15 protein-coding genes are annotated in these 15,504 nt (G+C 70.0%); 5 read left to right on the forward strand and 10 right to left on the reverse strand.

Features of this window, described 5'->3' with window-relative positions:
* Nucleotides 1-22: 22 nt before the first annotated feature.
* Nucleotides 23-2,242, reverse strand: coding sequence for a choline BCCT transporter BetT (betT, locus tag G528_RS17060; protein ID WP_084638140.1), 2,220 nt, complete (start codon nt 2,240-2,242; stop codon nt 23-25).
* Between the two features lie 252 nt (nt 2,243-2,494).
* Nucleotides 2,495-2,668 carry a 50S ribosomal protein L32 gene (gene rpmF / locus G528_RS0109420; protein WP_026918748.1) on the reverse strand — a complete coding sequence of 58 codons (174 nt, stop codon included), beginning with the start codon at nt 2,666-2,668 and terminating at the stop codon, nt 2,495-2,497.
* 192 nt (nt 2,669-2,860) lie between these two features.
* Between rpmF and G528_RS0109425 the strand changes: the two genes are divergently transcribed.
* Complete coding sequence (locus tag G528_RS0109425) at nt 2,861-3,853, forward strand: AEC family transporter (protein WP_026918749.1); 993 nt, start codon at nt 2,861-2,863, stop codon at nt 3,851-3,853.
* Between the two features lie 183 nt (nt 3,854-4,036).
* Here the strand turns inward: G528_RS0109425 and G528_RS0109430 are convergent, their stop codons facing one another.
* From G528_RS0109430 to G528_RS0109445, 4 genes are all read right to left on the reverse strand, one after another.
* Nucleotides 4,037-4,681: a DUF1707 SHOCT-like domain-containing protein gene (locus G528_RS0109430; protein ID WP_026918750.1), complete on the reverse strand. Its 645-nt coding sequence runs from the start codon at nt 4,679-4,681 to the stop codon at nt 4,037-4,039.
* 84 nt (nt 4,682-4,765) lie between these two features.
* Nucleotides 4,766-5,710: an endonuclease/exonuclease/phosphatase family protein gene (locus G528_RS0109435; RefSeq protein ID WP_051198605.1), complete on the reverse strand. Its 945-nt coding sequence runs from the start codon at nt 5,708-5,710 to the stop codon at nt 4,766-4,768.
* On the reverse strand, nt 5,707-7,695 hold the full coding sequence (locus tag G528_RS0109440; protein ID WP_026918752.1) for a vWA domain-containing protein: 1,989 nt from the start codon (nt 7,693-7,695) through the stop codon (nt 5,707-5,709). Before G528_RS0109440 ends, G528_RS0109435 begins: the two co-directional genes overlap by 4 nt.
* Before the next feature lie 19 nt (nt 7,696-7,714).
* A complete protein-coding gene (locus tag G528_RS0109445; protein WP_051198607.1) occupies nt 7,715-9,163 on the reverse strand; it encodes a sigma 54-interacting transcriptional regulator in 1,449 nt (482 codons plus the stop codon).
* A gap of 100 nt (nt 9,164-9,263) precedes the next feature.
* On the opposite strand from G528_RS0109445, the gene G528_RS0109450 reads away from it, so the two are divergent.
* Entirely contained in the window at nt 9,264-9,857 is a 594-nt protein-coding gene (locus G528_RS0109450; protein ID WP_026918754.1) for a TIGR03086 family metal-binding protein, read from the forward strand.
* Here G528_RS0109450 and G528_RS0109455 read toward each other — a convergent pair.
* Nucleotides 9,803-10,255: a YchJ family protein gene (locus G528_RS0109455; RefSeq protein ID WP_051198608.1), complete on the reverse strand. Its 453-nt coding sequence runs from the start codon at nt 10,253-10,255 to the stop codon at nt 9,803-9,805. The genes G528_RS0109450 and G528_RS0109455 overlap by 55 nt on opposite strands.
* 111 nt (nt 10,256-10,366) lie before the next feature.
* Here G528_RS0109455 and G528_RS0109460 point away from each other — a divergent pair, with 111 nt between their 5' ends.
* The 3 genes from G528_RS0109460 to G528_RS0109470 are packed head-to-tail and all read left to right on the forward strand — an operon-like array spanning nt 10,367 to nt 12,377.
* Nucleotides 10,367-10,753: a GntR family transcriptional regulator gene (locus tag G528_RS0109460; RefSeq protein ID WP_026918756.1), complete on the forward strand. Its 387-nt coding sequence runs from the start codon at nt 10,367-10,369 to the stop codon at nt 10,751-10,753.
* Nucleotides 10,750-11,679 carry an ATP-binding cassette domain-containing protein gene (locus tag G528_RS0109465; RefSeq protein ID WP_026918757.1) on the forward strand — a complete coding sequence of 310 codons (930 nt, stop codon included), beginning with the start codon at nt 10,750-10,752 and terminating at the stop codon, nt 11,677-11,679. Before G528_RS0109460 ends, G528_RS0109465 begins: the two co-directional genes overlap by 4 nt.
* Nucleotides 11,676-12,377, forward strand: coding sequence for a hypothetical protein (locus G528_RS0109470; RefSeq protein ID WP_026918758.1), 702 nt, complete (start codon nt 11,676-11,678; stop codon nt 12,375-12,377). The genes G528_RS0109465 and G528_RS0109470 overlap by 4 nt, the downstream gene beginning before the upstream one ends.
* Before the next feature lie 162 nt (nt 12,378-12,539).
* On the opposite strand, the gene G528_RS0109480 is transcribed toward G528_RS0109470, so the two are convergent.
* Genes G528_RS0109480 through purN form a run of 3 tightly spaced genes read right to left on the reverse strand, consistent with a single transcriptional unit; the run spans nt 12,540 to nt 15,486 of the window.
* The gene (locus G528_RS0109480; protein ID WP_026918759.1) at nt 12,540-13,289 is read right to left on the reverse strand and encodes a sulfite exporter TauE/SafE family protein; all 750 of its coding nucleotides are present in this window, start codon (nt 13,287-13,289) and stop codon (nt 12,540-12,542) included.
* Nucleotides 13,286-14,908, reverse strand: a complete 1,623-nt coding sequence (purH, locus tag G528_RS0109485) for a bifunctional phosphoribosylaminoimidazolecarboxamide formyltransferase/IMP cyclohydrolase (protein ID WP_026918760.1) — start codon at nt 14,906-14,908, stop codon at nt 13,286-13,288. Before purH ends, G528_RS0109480 begins: the two co-directional genes overlap by 4 nt.
* On the reverse strand, nt 14,905-15,486 hold the full coding sequence (gene purN / locus G528_RS0109490; RefSeq protein WP_051198632.1) for a phosphoribosylglycinamide formyltransferase: 582 nt from the start codon (nt 15,484-15,486) through the stop codon (nt 14,905-14,907). Before purN ends, purH begins: the two co-directional genes overlap by 4 nt.
* Nucleotides 15,487-15,504: the final 18 nt, after the last annotated feature.

The following is a 15,504-nucleotide window of genomic DNA, read 5'->3' on the forward strand; positions in this document are numbered from 1 at the left end:
CGGATCAGTCGTCTCGATCGGATCATCGCGTCTCGCCCTCACTCGCTGCCGCACCGGTCGCCTCGCCACCGGCCCCGTCGACACCGCCACCGGCCCCGTCGACGCCGCCACCGGCCCCGTCGACACCGGCACCGGCCTCCTCGAAATCGGCGTGATCGTCTTCGAAGTCGGCCGACCAGTCGAGCGTCGCCTCCCCCATCACGGTCGACGACTCGCCCTCCCCCACCGAGTGCAGGTACGCGAGGTGCCGCTCGTAATGGTCGAGCACGTTGGAGCTGATCTGCTCTTTGGTGAACCCGTAGACGTCGAAGCCCTCACTGCCCTGCGCGGTGAAGACCTCGAGCCGGAAGAAACTGTCGGACGGTTCCGGGTTCCGTCCGAACACCGGCGTCGGATGACGCGTGGGATACACCTGGTAGTGGAACGGCCGCATCCCGTTGAAGTCGACGTCGAGGTGGTGGCACTCCACGTCGTAGGCGTCCACGTGGGAGGTCCCGACACGGGCGTCCATCCCCGAACGGACCAGTTCGTCGGCCACCTCGCGCAACGCGGGGGCCACCGTCTTCGTCGAGAACTTCCGGATGTCGGCGACGTCCGGGTAGTGGACGGCGCGCGCCACGCGCTGGCGCCAGTTGAGCGCCGTACCGCCCGACGACCGGTGCGAGAGCGCCTGCGTCATCGCCGTCCGCCGCGACTCCACCCAGTCGCCCTCGACCGCGAACGCACGGAACAGGCCGAGCATGATGAGCAGCACGACCACCGCGAACGGCAGCCCCATAATCACCGTCGCCTGCTGCAGCGTGTCGATGCCGCCGATCATCAGCATGGACATCGTCAACAGTCCGGTCGCCGCCGCCCAGAAGATCCGCACCCACTTCGGCCCGTCGGACTCGTTGTCGGAGATGCGCGACGAGAAGTGCGACATCACCAGCGACCCGGAGTCCGCGCTCGTGATGTAGAACAGCAGCCCGGTGAACGTCGCGATCACCACGAGCGCGGGCGCCCCCGGATACTCGTGCAGCAGTGAGTAGAAGGCGCGTTCGGGATGGTCGATCGCAGTCTCCTCGAACGCGCCGTCGCCGCCCCGGACGACGGCCAACGCACTGTTCCCGAAGATCGAGATCCACACCAGGATGAACAGGAACGGGACGATCAACGTACCGCTGACGAACTGTCGGATGGTGCGGCCGCGGGAGATCCGCGCCAGGAACAACCCCACGAAGGGCGCCCACGCGATCCACCACGCCCAGAAGAACAGGGTCCAGTCGCTCATCCACTGTTCGGGATGGTCGTAGGCCATCGTGTCCAGCGTCATGCTCGGGAACTTGCTGATGAAGTCGCCGACGTTCTGGACGAGCGCGTTCATGATGAAGGTCGTCGACCCGGCGACGAGCACGAACAGCATGAGACCGATCGCGATGATCACGTTGATCTCGGAGAGCCGCTTGACGCCCTTGTCGACACCCGACACCGCCGACAGGGTCGCCACGGCCACCGCGACCACGACGAGCGCGGCCTGCGCCCAATGGCTCTCCGGGATGCCGAAGAGATCGTCGAGACCGACGTTGAGCTGGGCGACGCCGATACCGAGGCTGGTCGCCAGACCGAAGATCGCGCCGATCAGCGCAGCGATGTCGACCATGTCGCCGAGCACGCCCTCGACCCGGTCGCCGAAGATCGGCCGCAACGCCGACCTCAAACTGAGCGGCATGTTGTAGCGGTATGCGAAGTAGGCCAGAGCCATCCCGATCAGCGCGTACAGGCCCCAGCCGATGATCCCGTAGTGAAACAGCGTCCACACGACGGCCTGCTGCGTCGATTCGAGGGTGTGGCCGTCGCCGACCGGCGGGTGGGCCCGCTGGAACACGGGTTCGGACACCGAGAAGAACATGAGATCGATGCCGATGCCCGCCGCGAACAGCATGGCCGTCCACGAGAAGACGTTGTACGTCGGTTTGGAGTGGTCGGGTCCCAGCTTCACCTTGCCGACCCGGGACAACGCCACCCAGACCACGAATGCCAGCACACCGGAGGCGAGGAGGATGTAGAACCAGCCGAGTTCGCGCGACACCCAGGTGACCGCGGTGCCGATGACGTGGTCGGCGTTCTCCCGGCTGACGAACGCCCACACGATGATGCCGACGACGGCCGCACTGGCACCGAGGAACACCCTCGTGTTGACCCGTACGACGGGTGCCGACTTCCCTTCCCTGCGTCCCCCGGTTCGATTGTCTACGGTCACGATCACATCCGATACGAAGTGCGTCGCCGATGCCGGAAACGCGCGAGTAACGACAGCGTCAACCTACTGCGGATCCGCCGCGGACCGAAATTGGACACCCGTTCGAGATCACACCGTGACTGGGTCCTACCGTCACACTGCGGCCGGGACCCACCGTCACACTGCGGCCGTCGCCGTCCTGGCCGCGGATGCGAAAACGACTGTGGCCGATGATCTCTCATCGGCCACAGTCGTTGGTGTCAGCGATCCGCGTCAGCGGCGGTCGAGGTCGACCAAGCCCATCTTCGCGGCCTTGACGAGGCGACGCGGGATGCGCTGCGACACGCCGTTGATCTTCTCCTCCTGCAGTGCGACGTTGTCCGCCTTCCACTGCGAACGACGGCTGCGGGTATTGGCCCGCGACATCCGGCGCTTGGGTACTGCCATGGTTCCAGCCCTTCTCTTACCTGATGCGGGTGGGTTCGGGGTGTCGTCCCGACCTGCCAGACCCGCTGATCGCCTTGCAGACCACGGCAAGGCACCGCGGCACACAACCAGACCAGACTAGCCGCCGGAACCAGTCGAACGCAAAACCGCCCGATGCGCGCGGACGCCGGCCGCGCAGGCATAATGCCTCGCGTGTCTGGCGTCGTCTCGGGGTTCACCGTCATCTTCCTGATCGTGGCGCTCGGCTACATCCTGGGACGCACGGGGAGCCTCGGTCCGCACGCCGACGCGGTGCTCTCGCGGCTCGTGTTCTTCGTGTGCACGCCGGCCCTGCTGATCCACTCCCTCGCGACGAGCGACCTGTCGGTGGTCTTCTCGCCGACGCTCGCCGTCGCCGCGGCGTCGGCGGCGACCGTCGGGGTCGCCTACGGGCTCGTCGCGCGGTTGTGGTTTCGGCGCGCGATCCCGGAGGTCGTGATCGGCGCGTTGTCGTCGTCGTACGTCAACAGCGTGAACCTGGGTCTGCCGATCGCGATCTTCGTCCTCGACGACGCCTCGTTCATCGCACCGCTGCTGCTGTTCCAGATCGTCTTCTACTCGCCGATCGCGTTGGCAGCGCTCGACATCACGGCCCTTTCCACTACAGCGCGGCCCTCGACAGCACAGCCCTCGACGACGCAGCCCCCGACGACGCGGCCCGGCGAGCGTCGGACCTCGACGCTCGCCACGGCGCTGGTGCCGCTGCGCAATCCGATCCTTCTCGGCGGGGTGGTGGGGCTGGTGATCTCGTTGGCCGGGTGGACGCCGCCGCAGGCGATCATGGAACCGCTGGACATGCTGGGCCAGGCGTCGGTGCCGTTGGCGCTGCTCGCCTTCGGCCTCACCCTCACCGGCGTCGCCGTCTTCGCCAAGGGGTCCGGACCGCGCCGCGACATCGCGTTGGCCTCGGTGATGAAGATGGCCGCGATGCCGGCCGTCGCCTACGCGATCGCCCGGTGGGGTTTCGGGATGAGCGGCCACCAGCTTTTCGCACAGGTCGTGATCGCGGCCCTGCCGACCGCGCAGAACGTCCTGGTGTACGCGACGCGCTATCGTCGCGGTGAGGTGATCGCCCGCGACAGTGCACTCATCACGACGGTGCTCTCGATCCCGGCGATCGCGATCGCCGCCGCCACCCTCGCCTGACCGTCCCGCGTCACCCGACCCTCCCGCGTCACCCAGCGCTCCCGCGTCACTCGCGCGCACCCGCGCACGGTTGGACGGCCGCGGATGCGCGCCACTGACGCGGGAGCGTCACCGGGTGCCTGACGCGGGAGCGTCACCGGGTGCCTGACGCGGGAGCGTCACCGGGTGCCTGACGCGGGAGCGTCACCGGGCGCGGCGTGGCCCGAGGTGCGCCGACCGATCGCGGCGTGTCACGTCGACCCCGCCCATCAGCGAGAAGCCGCGGACGACGACGCGCGGCGCACCATCGGCCCCCGGCCCCGCGGCACCGCCGTCGAAACCACCCATCACGCCGGTCCCGTGGACCTCCACCGTCACGTCCGACGGCACGGTGATGCGGATGCCGCCCATCACGGCGCGGCAGGTGATGGTCAGGACCGGGGCGGTGTACTCCACCCGTCGCAGATCGAGCTCCACCCCGCCGAAGATCGCCACCGCCAGCAACGAATCGCCCATCACCGCTCCGCCGCCCACCTCGCGGCCCCCGAAGATCGCGACCGCCGAGGTGACCGGGGAGGCGCCCGACGTGCTCACCCGCGTCTCGTCGGGAAGCGCTGCCGCACACAGCTGGTCGAGCGGAAGATCGGCGGTGAGTGCGTCCAGCTCGTCGCGCGTCCGGGCGACGGCGGCCCGCTCGGCCCGCTCGCCGTACTCCTCGGGAGTCAGGACGCCGTGGCTCATGGCGGCCGAGAGGAACGAATGCGTCCGCTCACGATCGGCGGTGCTCACGCGGATCGCCGGGCGGTCGCCGCCGGACGAGTCGGCCGGTGCGGGGTCGAAGTCACTCACCCTCTCGAGGGTACCGCCGACGGGTCGCCTGCACCCGGCGACCGCATTAACGGGAACCGACTGCACTAGCGGGAACCGACTGCACTAGCGGGAACCGACTGCGACGAGCAGGCTGCGGTGATCGCTGCCGGACAGATCGTGCGCGGTGACCGACGACGCCGACAGCCCTCGGATCAGAACGTGATCGATGCCGACGAGCGGTGGGAACCAGGCGTCGGTGGGATACGTCGGCACCCACCCCGCGCCCACGACTTCGCCCGCGTCCCGGTAGCCGCCGGTCAGCAGCCGACGGAAGTGTGCGTTGTCGCCGGTGGCGTTGAAGTCACCGAGGGCTATCACCGGCACCCCGCCCGGGACCGCCTGCAGAGCGGTGCCGACCGTCGACAGCTCATCGGCCCACCGATCCGGAAACAGCGGCGGCACCGGATGCACCGTGAAGAGCCGGACGTCGCCGTATCCCGGTATCCGAGCCGTCGCGGCCAGCGAAGCCAAGGTGAACCCGCCGAGTTCGACGGGATCGACGAGCGGGTACCGGCTGTAGAGGGCCGAACCGCCCGCCGCCGGTCCCGTGCGGACGAGCGAGTACGGCAGATCACCGACGATCGTCGACCTCGCCACGCGATCGGCCGCGGCCGGCGTGATCTCCTGAACGGCGAGCACGTCGACGGCGGACTCCCCGACCAGGGCGGCCAGCTCGTCGACGTCGCCGCGACCCAACTCGATGTTCGCCGACATCACGGTGATCGTCTCGCCCGTCGGCGGATCGTCGCCGACGAATGCCGGCAACTGGATGCCGACGCCCACCGCCAGCATCACCGCCGCGGCGACCATGCCCGGACGACTGCGGGCGACGGCGAACGCGACCGCCGCGAGGACGACGGCCGCACCCAGCACGAGCGGCGAGACCGACGCCGCGGCGGCCGTGACCCGCGACGCCCCCGGCCAGTACCGGACGGCGACCGCCAGGCATCCGGCGACGAGGGCGACGGCTCCGGCGCCGACGACCACGCGTCGCAGGAGCCCGGTCACCGGGCCCGACGGGATCGCAGATAGTCCCCGACCACGGCGGCGCCGAGCCCGTCGGCCTCCGGAGCCACGACGCGGCCGCCGATGCGCCGCGCGATGCGGTCGATGAAGCGCGCCAGCCCCGGGTCGTCGCCGAGACGGAAGAACGTCACCTGGGTGCCCATCCGCGACAGGTGGTCGAGTTCGGCCACCGTGAGGCCGATCGTCCGCGGGTGCGGCGGGTAGTAGAAGAACTCCTCCCCGTTCGGCTCCAGGTGAGCCGTCGGTTCGCCGTCGGTGACGATGAGGACCACCGGCTGCGCATTCGGGAACCGACGCAGGTGCCGTTGGGCCAGGAGAAGTCCGTGGTGCAGATTGGTGCCCTGTTCCATCCGCGGGTCGAGCGCGGTCAGCTGGTCGACGGTCGTGTCGCGGGCGATCCGGCCGAATTCGATGAGGTGCAGTTCGTCGGATCGGAAGCGGGTGGCGATGAGCTGGTTGAGCGCGAGCGCCGTCCGTTTCATCGGCGTCCACCGCCCCTCCATCACCATCGAGAACGAGGTGTCCACCAGGAGGACGACGGCCGCCTGGGTGCGGGCCTCGGTCTCGACGACCTCGATGTCGCCGACATCGATCCGGACACCGCCACCGGCCGCCAGGTCGGCGCCCGCCGACGGATCCTCGGCCACCGTCCGCAGTACGGCGTTGGTGACGGTGCGGGTGACGTTCCACGGCTGGGTGTCGCCGAACTGCCATTCGCGGCTGGCGCCGGTGGGTTCACCGAGCCGACCGGCGAGGTCGGTCTGCCGGTCGCCGCCGCGCGCGGAGAGCTGTGCGGCGATGTCGCGCAGGATCGCCTGCCCGAGCCGCCGCATCGCCTTGGGGCTCAGTCGCAGTCGACCGTCGGGGGTCCGGTCGAAGAACCCCTGCTCGCGCATGGCGCGATCGAGTTCGGCCAGCGTCCGCGCGTCGGCCGCCGCCTCGTCGCCGAGTTGCCGAGCCAGGGCGTCGAGGTCGATGTCCTCCATCTGGGCCCCCGCGTAGCCCTGCGAGAGCTGCTCGGCCAACTGTTCGAGCTCCCCGATGTCGTGCAGGGCCGCCGCGCCCTCCCCGAGGCCCATCGGTCGGTCGCCGGAGAACTGCTCGCCGCCGTCCCAGTCGAGGTCGGGGCGGGCCGCCCGCAGCGCATCGTCCATCTGCGAGAGCTGCGACATCAGCTGCGGCGACCCGAACGCCTGCGCCGAGAGCTCGGCGAGTTCGGCCTGCTGTTCGGGGCTCAGGGAGTTGACGAACTGCTGCGCCGCCGCCGACCGCCGGGCCAGGGCGTCGACGAGTTCCTCGGTGGTCTCCGGGTTCTCCGGAAAGTATTCGCCGTGCTCGTCCATGAACTCGCGGAACTGTTCGGTCGTGTCCTCCCCGCGGTTGTGGGCGGCGAGCAGGTCGTTGAGGTCGTCGAGCATCGCCGAGATGCGTCGACGATCCTCGTCGGTCGCTCCCTGCAGCGCCTCCTTCATTCCGGCGAACCGCTGGTCGAGGACTTCGCGGCCGAGGAGTTCGGAGATCTTCTGATAGTCCTGCCGCGCCTCGTCGCTGCGCCACCGATAGTCCTGCAGTTCGCGGACGGCCTGTCCCGTCGACGCCGACAGGTTCTCGATCTGCATCTCGGCGAATCGCGCGTCGTCGTCGAGGTCACGCGCCAACTGCTTGCGTTCGGCGAGGACCGCGGAGTCGAGCAGTTCGCGGATCTCGTCGAAGGTGCCGTCCAGGTTCCGGTCGCGCAACAGTTCTCGGCGACGCCGGTTGGCGGCCTCGGCGAGCCGGTCCAGGCCGCGCATGCCCTGGCCGCCGCGGCGGAGGAACTCCCGCAACGCGCGGTCGGGCGACGCCCCGTTCATCACGTCGTCGCCGATGGCCTCCAACGCTTCGCGCAGGTCGACCGGCGGGGTCAGCGGGTCGGGCCCGCCGGTGTAGCGCCGGTACGCCGTGCGGTGCGCGCGCCGCCTGCTCATCGCCTGCCCGCCATCGCCGTCACACCGCTTCTTCGTCGTCCTGGCCGACGAGGTACGCGGTCCGGCCGTACTCGTCGGCGTCCTTGTCGATGCGACGTGCCAGGTACAGGCCTTCGAGGGCCAGTTCGGCGACGCCGGCGCGTTCGGCGGGGTCGGTCGCTCCGAGGCGTTGGGCGATCTCGTCGATCACCGCGGTCACGTCGTCGGCCTCGCCGAGGGCGGTGAGGACCTCGGCGGCGGGGACGCGGTCGCCGGTGAGGACCTGCTCCCCGGATTCGAGGGTCGTCACCAGGGGTCGCATGTCGACGCCGCCGAGGCGGGCGCGCACCGTGTCGGCCACCGACTTCCGCAGCAGGTAGTCGAGGATCTCGAGTTCCCGGCCCTCCTCGCCGGACTCGAACTCGACCTTGCCGCGGAGCACTTCGATCACGGCCTGGAGGTCGATGGGGCGGGCGACGGGGAACTGTTCGCCGGCGACGGCGCTGCGGTGCAGTGCGGCGGCGGCGACCGTCTCGGCGCCCGCGATGGAGAAGCGCGCCGACACCCCCGACCGCTGGTCGATCGACGGGTGCTCACGGGCGTATCGGGTGAAGCGGGCGAGGATCTCGACGAGGTAGGACGGCACGGAGGCCACCATGTCGGCCTCCTGCTCGATGACGTCGGTCTCATCGTCGAGGTCGAGCGGGTAGTGGGTGCGCACCTCGGCGCCGAACCGGTCCTTGAGCGGTGTGATGATGCGACCGCGGTTGGTGTAGTCCTCCGGGTTCGCGCTGGCCGTGACCAGCACGTCGAGCGGCAGCCGCAGGCTGTATCCGCGCACCTGGATGTCGCGCTCCTCCATCACGTTGAGCATGGCGACCTGGATGCGTTCGGAGAGGTCGGGAAGCTCGTTGATCGCGATGATTCCGCGGTGCGACCGCGGGATGAGACCGAAGGCGATGGTCTCGGGGTCGCCGAGGCTGCGCCCTTGCGCGACCTTCATCGGGTCGACGTCGCCGACGAGGTCGGCCACCGAGGTGTCGGGGGTCGCGAGCTTCTCCCGGTAGCGTTCGCTGCGGTGGCGCCAGGACACCGGCAGGTCGTCGCCGAGTTCGGCGGCCCGCCGGATCGAGGCGGGCAGGATCGGCGTGTAGGGGTGTTCGTCGAGTTCGGAGCCGTCGATCACGGGCGTCCACTCGTCGAGCAGCCCGGCGAGGGTGCGCAGGAGCCGGGTCTTGCCCTGTCCGCGCTCGCCGAGCATCACCACGTCGTGCCCGGCGATCAGTGCCCGCTCGACCTGTGGGATCACGGTGTCGTCGAAGCCGACGATGCCGGCCCACGGGTCGTCGCCTGCCCGCAGTGCGGTCAGCAGATTGTTGCGGATCTCGTCCCGGACGCCGCGTTCCACGTGTCCCGAGGCGCGCAGGTCGCCGAGGGTCGTCGGGTCGGGGCGGGGGGTGTCGAAGTCGGTCTCAGCCACGGCTTCCACGCTACCTGGTGGCGACGCCGCCGGGGCGGGGGCGAAACGGCGCGCGCTGTCGTATCCGAGCGCTACTGTCGGTGCACCCGCAGACAACGGAACGGACATCATGAGCTGGAACGCACTGGAGACCTACGACCGCGGAATCGACTTCTTCACGGAGGTCGTCCACGGCATCCCGGACGGCCGGTGGCGTTCGTCGTCGCCCTGTGCCGGGTGGACGGCGCTCGACGTCCTCGGGCACGTCGGCGAGGCCACCGCGATGGGGTCGCGGATCCTGCGGGGCGGCGAGTTGGAGTTCGAGCCGCATCATCCGCCGTCGGCGGCGCTCGACGGTCCGCCCCGTGACTGGTGGGACGCGGTGGCGGCCGATGCGCGTGACGCCCTCACCGACGTCGGCGACCTGGATCGGGTCGTCGACTCGCCGATGGGTCCGCGCACGGTGCGCGACGGACTGTCGTTTCCGGCCGTCGACCTGTTCCTCCACGGATGGGACCTGGGTGCCGCGGCCGGGCGGGCCGTCCGGTTCCCGGAGCCTGCGATCGAGTTCATCCGGGCGCTGTTCGCGTCGATTCCGGACGAGGTGACCCGTCGGCCGAGTGTCTTCGGTGCGGCCGTCGACGCACCCGCCGACGCCGACGCGACCGATCAGGTGATCGCGTTCTCGGGCCGCGATCCGCGGTGGACGTCGCCGTCGACGTAGAACCACGCACCGCTCTCGCGCACGAATCTGCTGCGTTCGCGGAGGGTCCCGCGTCCGTCGGCGTCGCGGTACACGGCGGTGAACTCCACGACGCCCGCGGTGTGGAAGGGGCTGCCGTCGACGACGTCGTCGACGGCGAGGTGGAGCCACCTCGTGTCGGGGTCGGTCGGGCATGACTCCGGGCGCGTGTCGGCGTGCCAGGTGGCGAGCAGGTGCGTCTCGTCACCCACGGCGAAGGCGGTGAATCTGCTGCGCATCAGCGCTTCGGCGGTGGGTGCGGGGCGGCCTGCGCCCGCACCGACGAGGTAGCGGCCGCAGCATGCCGCGATGGTCTCGCCGGTCCCGCAGGGGCATCGGAGAGCCTGCACGGTCTCGGCCTTCACGGTCTCGGCCGGCATTCGTCGATCGGTCACGGATCGTGAGGGTACCGTCGCGCCCCTTGACATCCGACCCCGTCTAGTTACATGGTTAGTTAGTCGACTAATTAACCAACCAACAAGGATGTGACGATGATCGAGGACGGGAGGGCGATCTTCCAGCAGGTCGCCGACCACATCGCCGATTCGATCATCGACGGGAGCCTCGCCGAGGAGACACGGGCCCCGTCCACCAACGAACTCGCGGCCTTCTACCGGATCAACCCGGCCACGGCCGCCAAGGGCATCAATCTCCTCGTCGACGAGGAGATCCTCTACAAGAGGCGGGGAGTCGGCATGTTCGTCGCGACGGGAGCTCGGGCGGCGCTGCGGCGCCGTCGGCAGGAATCCTTCGCCGACCGCTACCTCACCCCGCTGTTGGCCGAGGCCCGCCGCCTCGGCCTCACCCCCGACGACGTCATCACCCTGATCAGCGCGCGGGCCACCACCCCGCTCGACCACCAAGGAGACCGGCCATGACGACCACCACCGTTGCGGCCCGCACCGCACTGAGCGCGCGCGGGCTCACCAAGCGGTACGGCACCGAACTCGCCCTCGACGAGGTGACCTTCGACATCCCCGAGCACGCCATCTGCGGACTCTTCGGACGCAACGGCGCAGGCAAGACCACGCTGATGTCGATCCTCACCGCCCAGAACTTCGCGACCTCGGGACACGGCTTCACGTATGGGGAGAGCGCCTACGAGAATCCCCGCGTCCTGTCCCGGATGTGCTTCGTCCGCGAGGGGCAGACGTACCCGGAGGACTCCGTCCCCGCACACGCCTTTCAGATGGCCCGACTGTTCTTCCCCCGCTGGGATCAGGATCTGGCCGACGAGCTCGTCGACGAGTTCCGGCTCCCGGTGGGCACACGCATCAAGAAGCTCTCGCGGGGTCAGCTGTCCGCCGTCGGCGTCATCATCGGCCTCGCGTCCCGTGCCGAGATCACCTTCTTCGACGAACCGTATCTGGGCCTGGACGCCGTGGCGCGGCAGAGCTTCTACGACCGACTCATCGAGGACTACACCGCGCATCCGCGGACCATCCTGCTCTCGAGTCACCTCATCGACGAGGTCTCCGATCTGATCGAACGGGTCCTCGTCCTCGATGCCGGCCGCCTGGTCCTCGACGCGACGGCCGACGATCTGCGCGGCACCGCGTTCACGGTCGTCGGTCCCGAGAGCCGCGTCGACGCCGTCATCGGCGACCGCGAGGAACTCCACCGCGAGCGGCTGGGCTCGGTCGCCTCGGCCACCGTGCTCGGAACGCTGTCCGACGCCGACCAGGCCGCCCTCACCGCGGCCGGCCTCTCCACGGCGCCCGTCGCACTGCAGGAACTGATCGTCCGCCTCACCCGACGCGCCGCCGACCGACCGGCGGGCACCCCGAAGGGAGCCCAACGATGAACCGCACACTCAACGTGGCCCGGATGCAGTTGATCAACCGCAAGACCTTCATCTGGCTGCCCCTGATCATCTTCGCCGCGGCCTTCGCGATCTCACTGGTCATCTACATCGCGATCGACGTCTCCGTGGACGACCTCACCGAACCGATGTACGGCGGCGGCGCCCAGGCGCCCCTGTGGTATTTCGCGGTGGTCGGGGTGCAGGCGTTGTCGATGACGTTCCCGTTCTCCCAGGCAATGAGCGTCACCCGCCGCGAGTTCTACCTCGGGACCACCCTCACGGCGGTGGGCGCGGCCGCCCTGCTGGCGGTGGTGTATCTGATCGGCGGTCTCATCGAGAAGGCCACCGACGGCTGGGGGATCGACGGCTACTTCTTCGCCGTCCCCTGGGTCTGGGGCGGCGGAGCGGTCGGCGCGACGGTGCTGTACTTCATGGCTCCGCTGCTGACGTTCACCGTCGGGTTCCTGGCGGCGACCGTCTACAAGCGTTTCGGGATGCTGTGGCTGGTCGTGATCGCAGTCGGCTTCGCGGTGGCGGCGGCTCTCGCCGTCCTCGGCATCAGCCTGGCCGACGGGTGGACGTCGGTGGGCTCGTGGCTGGCCGGGATGACACCGGTCGGGGTCGGCGTCACGGGGCTCGTCGTGGTCGCCGCCCTCTCGGGGCTGGCGTACCTGACGTTGCGCCGCGCGATCCCCTGACCCGGCGTCGGACGGGGTGCTCGACGCCCCTCACTCGGGGCCCGGCACTTCGACGCGCAATCGCGCACCGCCGGCCGGCGCGTCGTCGACCCGCACGGTGCCGCCGTGCGCGCGCACGATCTCGGCGACGATCGCCAATCATCGGCGGGGATCATCCGGGCGTCACCCGGAGACGCCGAGCCACACCGCCAGTCCCAGACCGCAGACGCCGATGGCGATCCGCAGCGGTTCGGCGGGGAGTCGGGCGACGATCGGTGGTCCCGTCCATCCGCCGAGGAAGCACCCGATGCCCATCGCCGCGGCCGCGGCCGGGTCGACGGGCCCGAAGATCAGGAAGGCGACGGCGGCGACGGCGTTCGCCACCCCGAGCAAAGCCGACTTCAGGAGCACCGAATGCCACAGCGGCAGGCTGGTGAGCAGCATCGCGAGCGCCAGGAAGATGACGCCGGCCCCGGCGCCGAAGTAGCCGCCGTAGATGGAGACGACGAAGACCGCGACGATCCACCAGCGCGGGCTGTCACCCCCGCGGTCCAGCAGGCGTCGCAGGTACGGCTGGACCAGCAGCGCGATCGCGGCGAGCGCGACCAGGTACGGCACGATCGCGCTGAACGTGTCGTCGGGCGCGGTGAGCAGCAGTGCCGCTCCGACGGCGCCACCGGCCAGCGCCACCAGCGATGACGTCGCCAACGACCGGCCGCCGTCGCCCGCGGTGAGGTCGCGGCCCGACTTCGCGAAGCTGCCGACGCCGCTGGCGACCAACGCGACGGTGTTGGTGACGTTGGCGGACAGCGGGCTCAGCCCGAAGGCGAGCAGCGCCGGATAGCTGACGATGGACGCCAGCCCGGTCACATACCCGACCACGCCGGCGGTGAAACCGGCGGCGACGAGGCCGAGCAGCGCGAGGGCGGTCAGTGCGCGAAGTGGCGGGCGCCGGTGAGGTACATCGTGACGCCCGCGGCCTTCGCCGCGTCGATGACCTCGTTGTCACGGACCGAGCCGCCCGGTTGGACGACGGCCCGGACGCCGGCGTCGATCAGGACCTGCAGACCGTCGGGGAACGGGAAGAAGGCGTCGGAGGCACCGACCGATCCGGCGGCGCGGTCGCCGGCGCGCTGCACCGCCAGGTGTGCGGAGTCCACGCGGTTGACCTGCCCCATTCCGACTCCCACGGACGCGCCGTCCGCTGCGAGGAGAATCGCGTTCGACTTCACCGCGCGGCAGGCACGCCACGCGAAGACGAGGTCGCGCAGGGTGTCGGCGTCGGCGGCGTCGCCTGTCGCCAGAGTCCAGTTCGTCGGGTCGTCGCCGTCGGCGTCGATCACGTCGCGCTCCTGCACCAGCAGCCCACCGGACACCGGGCGCATCTCCAACCCGGCGTCGCCCGGCGCCTGCGCGATGAGGATGCGGATGTTCTTCTTGCGTGTCAGGACGTCGACGGCGCCGTCGGCGTAGCCCGGAGCGATGATGACCTCGGTGAAGATCTCGGCGACCTGTTCGGCCATCTCCACCGACACCTCGCGGTTGGTGGCGATGACTCCGCCGTAGGCGCTGACCGGGTCGCAGGCGTGCGCCCGTCGGTGCGCTTCGGCGATGTCGGCGCCGACGGCGATGCCGCACGGGTTGGCGTGTTTGATGATCGCGACCGCGGGTTCGGCGTGGTCGTATGCAGCACGCCAGGCGGCGTCGCCGTCGGTGTAGTTGTTGAACGACATCTCCTTGCCGTGCAACTGCTGGGCTTCGGCGAGTCCCGGCGCGCCGTCGGTGTCGACGTACAGCGCGGCTCGCTGGTGGGGGTTCTCGCCGTAGCGCAGCGTGGCCGACCGCCTCCAGGTGGCTCCGGTCCACACCGGGAACGAGTCCGGTGTGGTGTCGCCGCCCGCATCACGGTCGCCGGCGTCCGGGTCACCGGGTTCGTCGGGGGCGACGACGGTGCTCATCCACGAGGCGACGGCGACATCGTAGTCGGCGGTGTGGCGGAAAGCCTTGGCGGCGAGTTGCTTGCGCTGGGCGAGGGTGAAGCCGTCGCCGGCCACGGCCGCGGTGACCAGCGCGTAGTCGGCGGGGTCGACGACGACGCCGACCGACGGGTGGTTCTTGGCGGCGGCGCGAACCATCGACGGGCCGCCGATGTCGATCTGCTCGACGCACTCGTCGGGGCCGGCGCCCGATGCGACGGTCTGCGCGAACGGGTACAGGTTCACGATCACCAGCTCGAAGGGCGCCACCCCGAGCTCGTCGAGCTGGCTGAGGTGATCGTCTTTGCGGGTGTCGGCGAGGATGCCCGCGTGCACGCGCGGATGCAGCGTCTTGACGCGCCCCTCGAGGCATTCGGGGAAGCCGGTGAGCTCGCTGACCTCGACGACGGGTACGCCGGCGTCGGCGATGGTCTTGGCGGTGGAGCCGGTGGAGACGATCTCCACGCCTGCGGCGTGCAGCGCGGTCGCGAGTTCCGCCAGACCGCTCTTGTCGTACACGCTGACCAGGGCGCGCGTGACGGCGCGTGCTCCGGAGGCTGCTGCGGGTGCATTCACTTGATGTGTGCCTTTCGTCCGTCTGTGACTACGCCACGGGTGACGATCGCATGCAGCACGTCCGGCAGCAGCACGCGTTCGACTTCTTTGATGCGTTCGTGAAGGGTGTCGTCGGTGTCCTCGGGCAGCACCTCCACGGTGCGCTGCGCGAGGATCGGTCCGGTGTCGACGCCCGCGTCCACCAGGTGGACCGTGGTGCCGGTGACTTTGACGCCGTACGCGAGGGCGTCGGTCACCCCGTGTGCTCCGGCGAACGCGGGGAGCAACGCGGGGTGGGAGTTGACGATTCGGCCGCCGAAACGGTCGAGGAATCGGGGCCCGAGGATCTTCATGAATCCGGCGGTCACCACCCACTGCGGGTCCAGTTCGGCGACGGCGGCGGCGAGGGCCTCGTCCCAGGCCGCCCGGTCCGGATAGTCGCCGGGTTCGCAGAGCACCGCGGGGAGGCCTGCGTCGAGCGCGCGTTCGGCGGCGCCGCACTCTCGGTCGACGACGACGCCGACGACGCGGAACGACGCGCCGGTCGTGACCGATGCGTCGAGAACGGCGGCCATCAGCGATCCGGCGCCGGACGCCATGACCACCACGGGTACGCG

It is taken from the genome of Gordonia shandongensis DSM 45094 (assembly GCF_000423025.1).
GTDB classification, from domain to species: Bacteria; Actinomycetota; Actinomycetes; order Mycobacteriales; family Mycobacteriaceae; genus Gordonia; species Gordonia shandongensis.

Bases quoted from the DNA above. Each gene is read 5' to 3' on its own strand.
- G528_RS0109465 (WP_026918757.1), top strand. From the start codon at position 10,750: ATGACGACCACCACCGTTGCGGCCCGCACCGCACTGAGCGCGCGCGGG.
- G528_RS0109450 (WP_026918754.1), top strand. From the start codon at position 9,264: ATGAGCTGGAACGCACTGGAGACCTACGACCGCGGAATCGACTTCTTC.
- rpmF (WP_026918748.1), bottom strand. From the start codon at position 2,668: ATGGCAGTACCCAAGCGCCGGATGTCGCGGGCCAATACCCGCAGCCGT.
- purN (WP_051198632.1), bottom strand. From the start codon at position 15,486: ATGGCGTCCGGCGCCGGATCGCTGATGGCCGCCGTTCTCGACGCATCG.
- G528_RS0109470 (WP_026918758.1), top strand. From the start codon at position 11,676: ATGAACCGCACACTCAACGTGGCCCGGATGCAGTTGATCAACCGCAAG.
- G528_RS0109440 (WP_026918752.1), bottom strand. From the start codon at position 7,695: ATGAGCAGGCGGCGCGCGCACCGCACGGCGTACCGGCGCTACACCGGC.
- G528_RS0109455 (WP_051198608.1), bottom strand. From the start codon at position 10,255: ATGCCGGCCGAGACCGTGAAGGCCGAGACCGTGCAGGCTCTCCGATGC.
- G528_RS0109460 (WP_026918756.1), top strand. From the start codon at position 10,367: ATGATCGAGGACGGGAGGGCGATCTTCCAGCAGGTCGCCGACCACATC.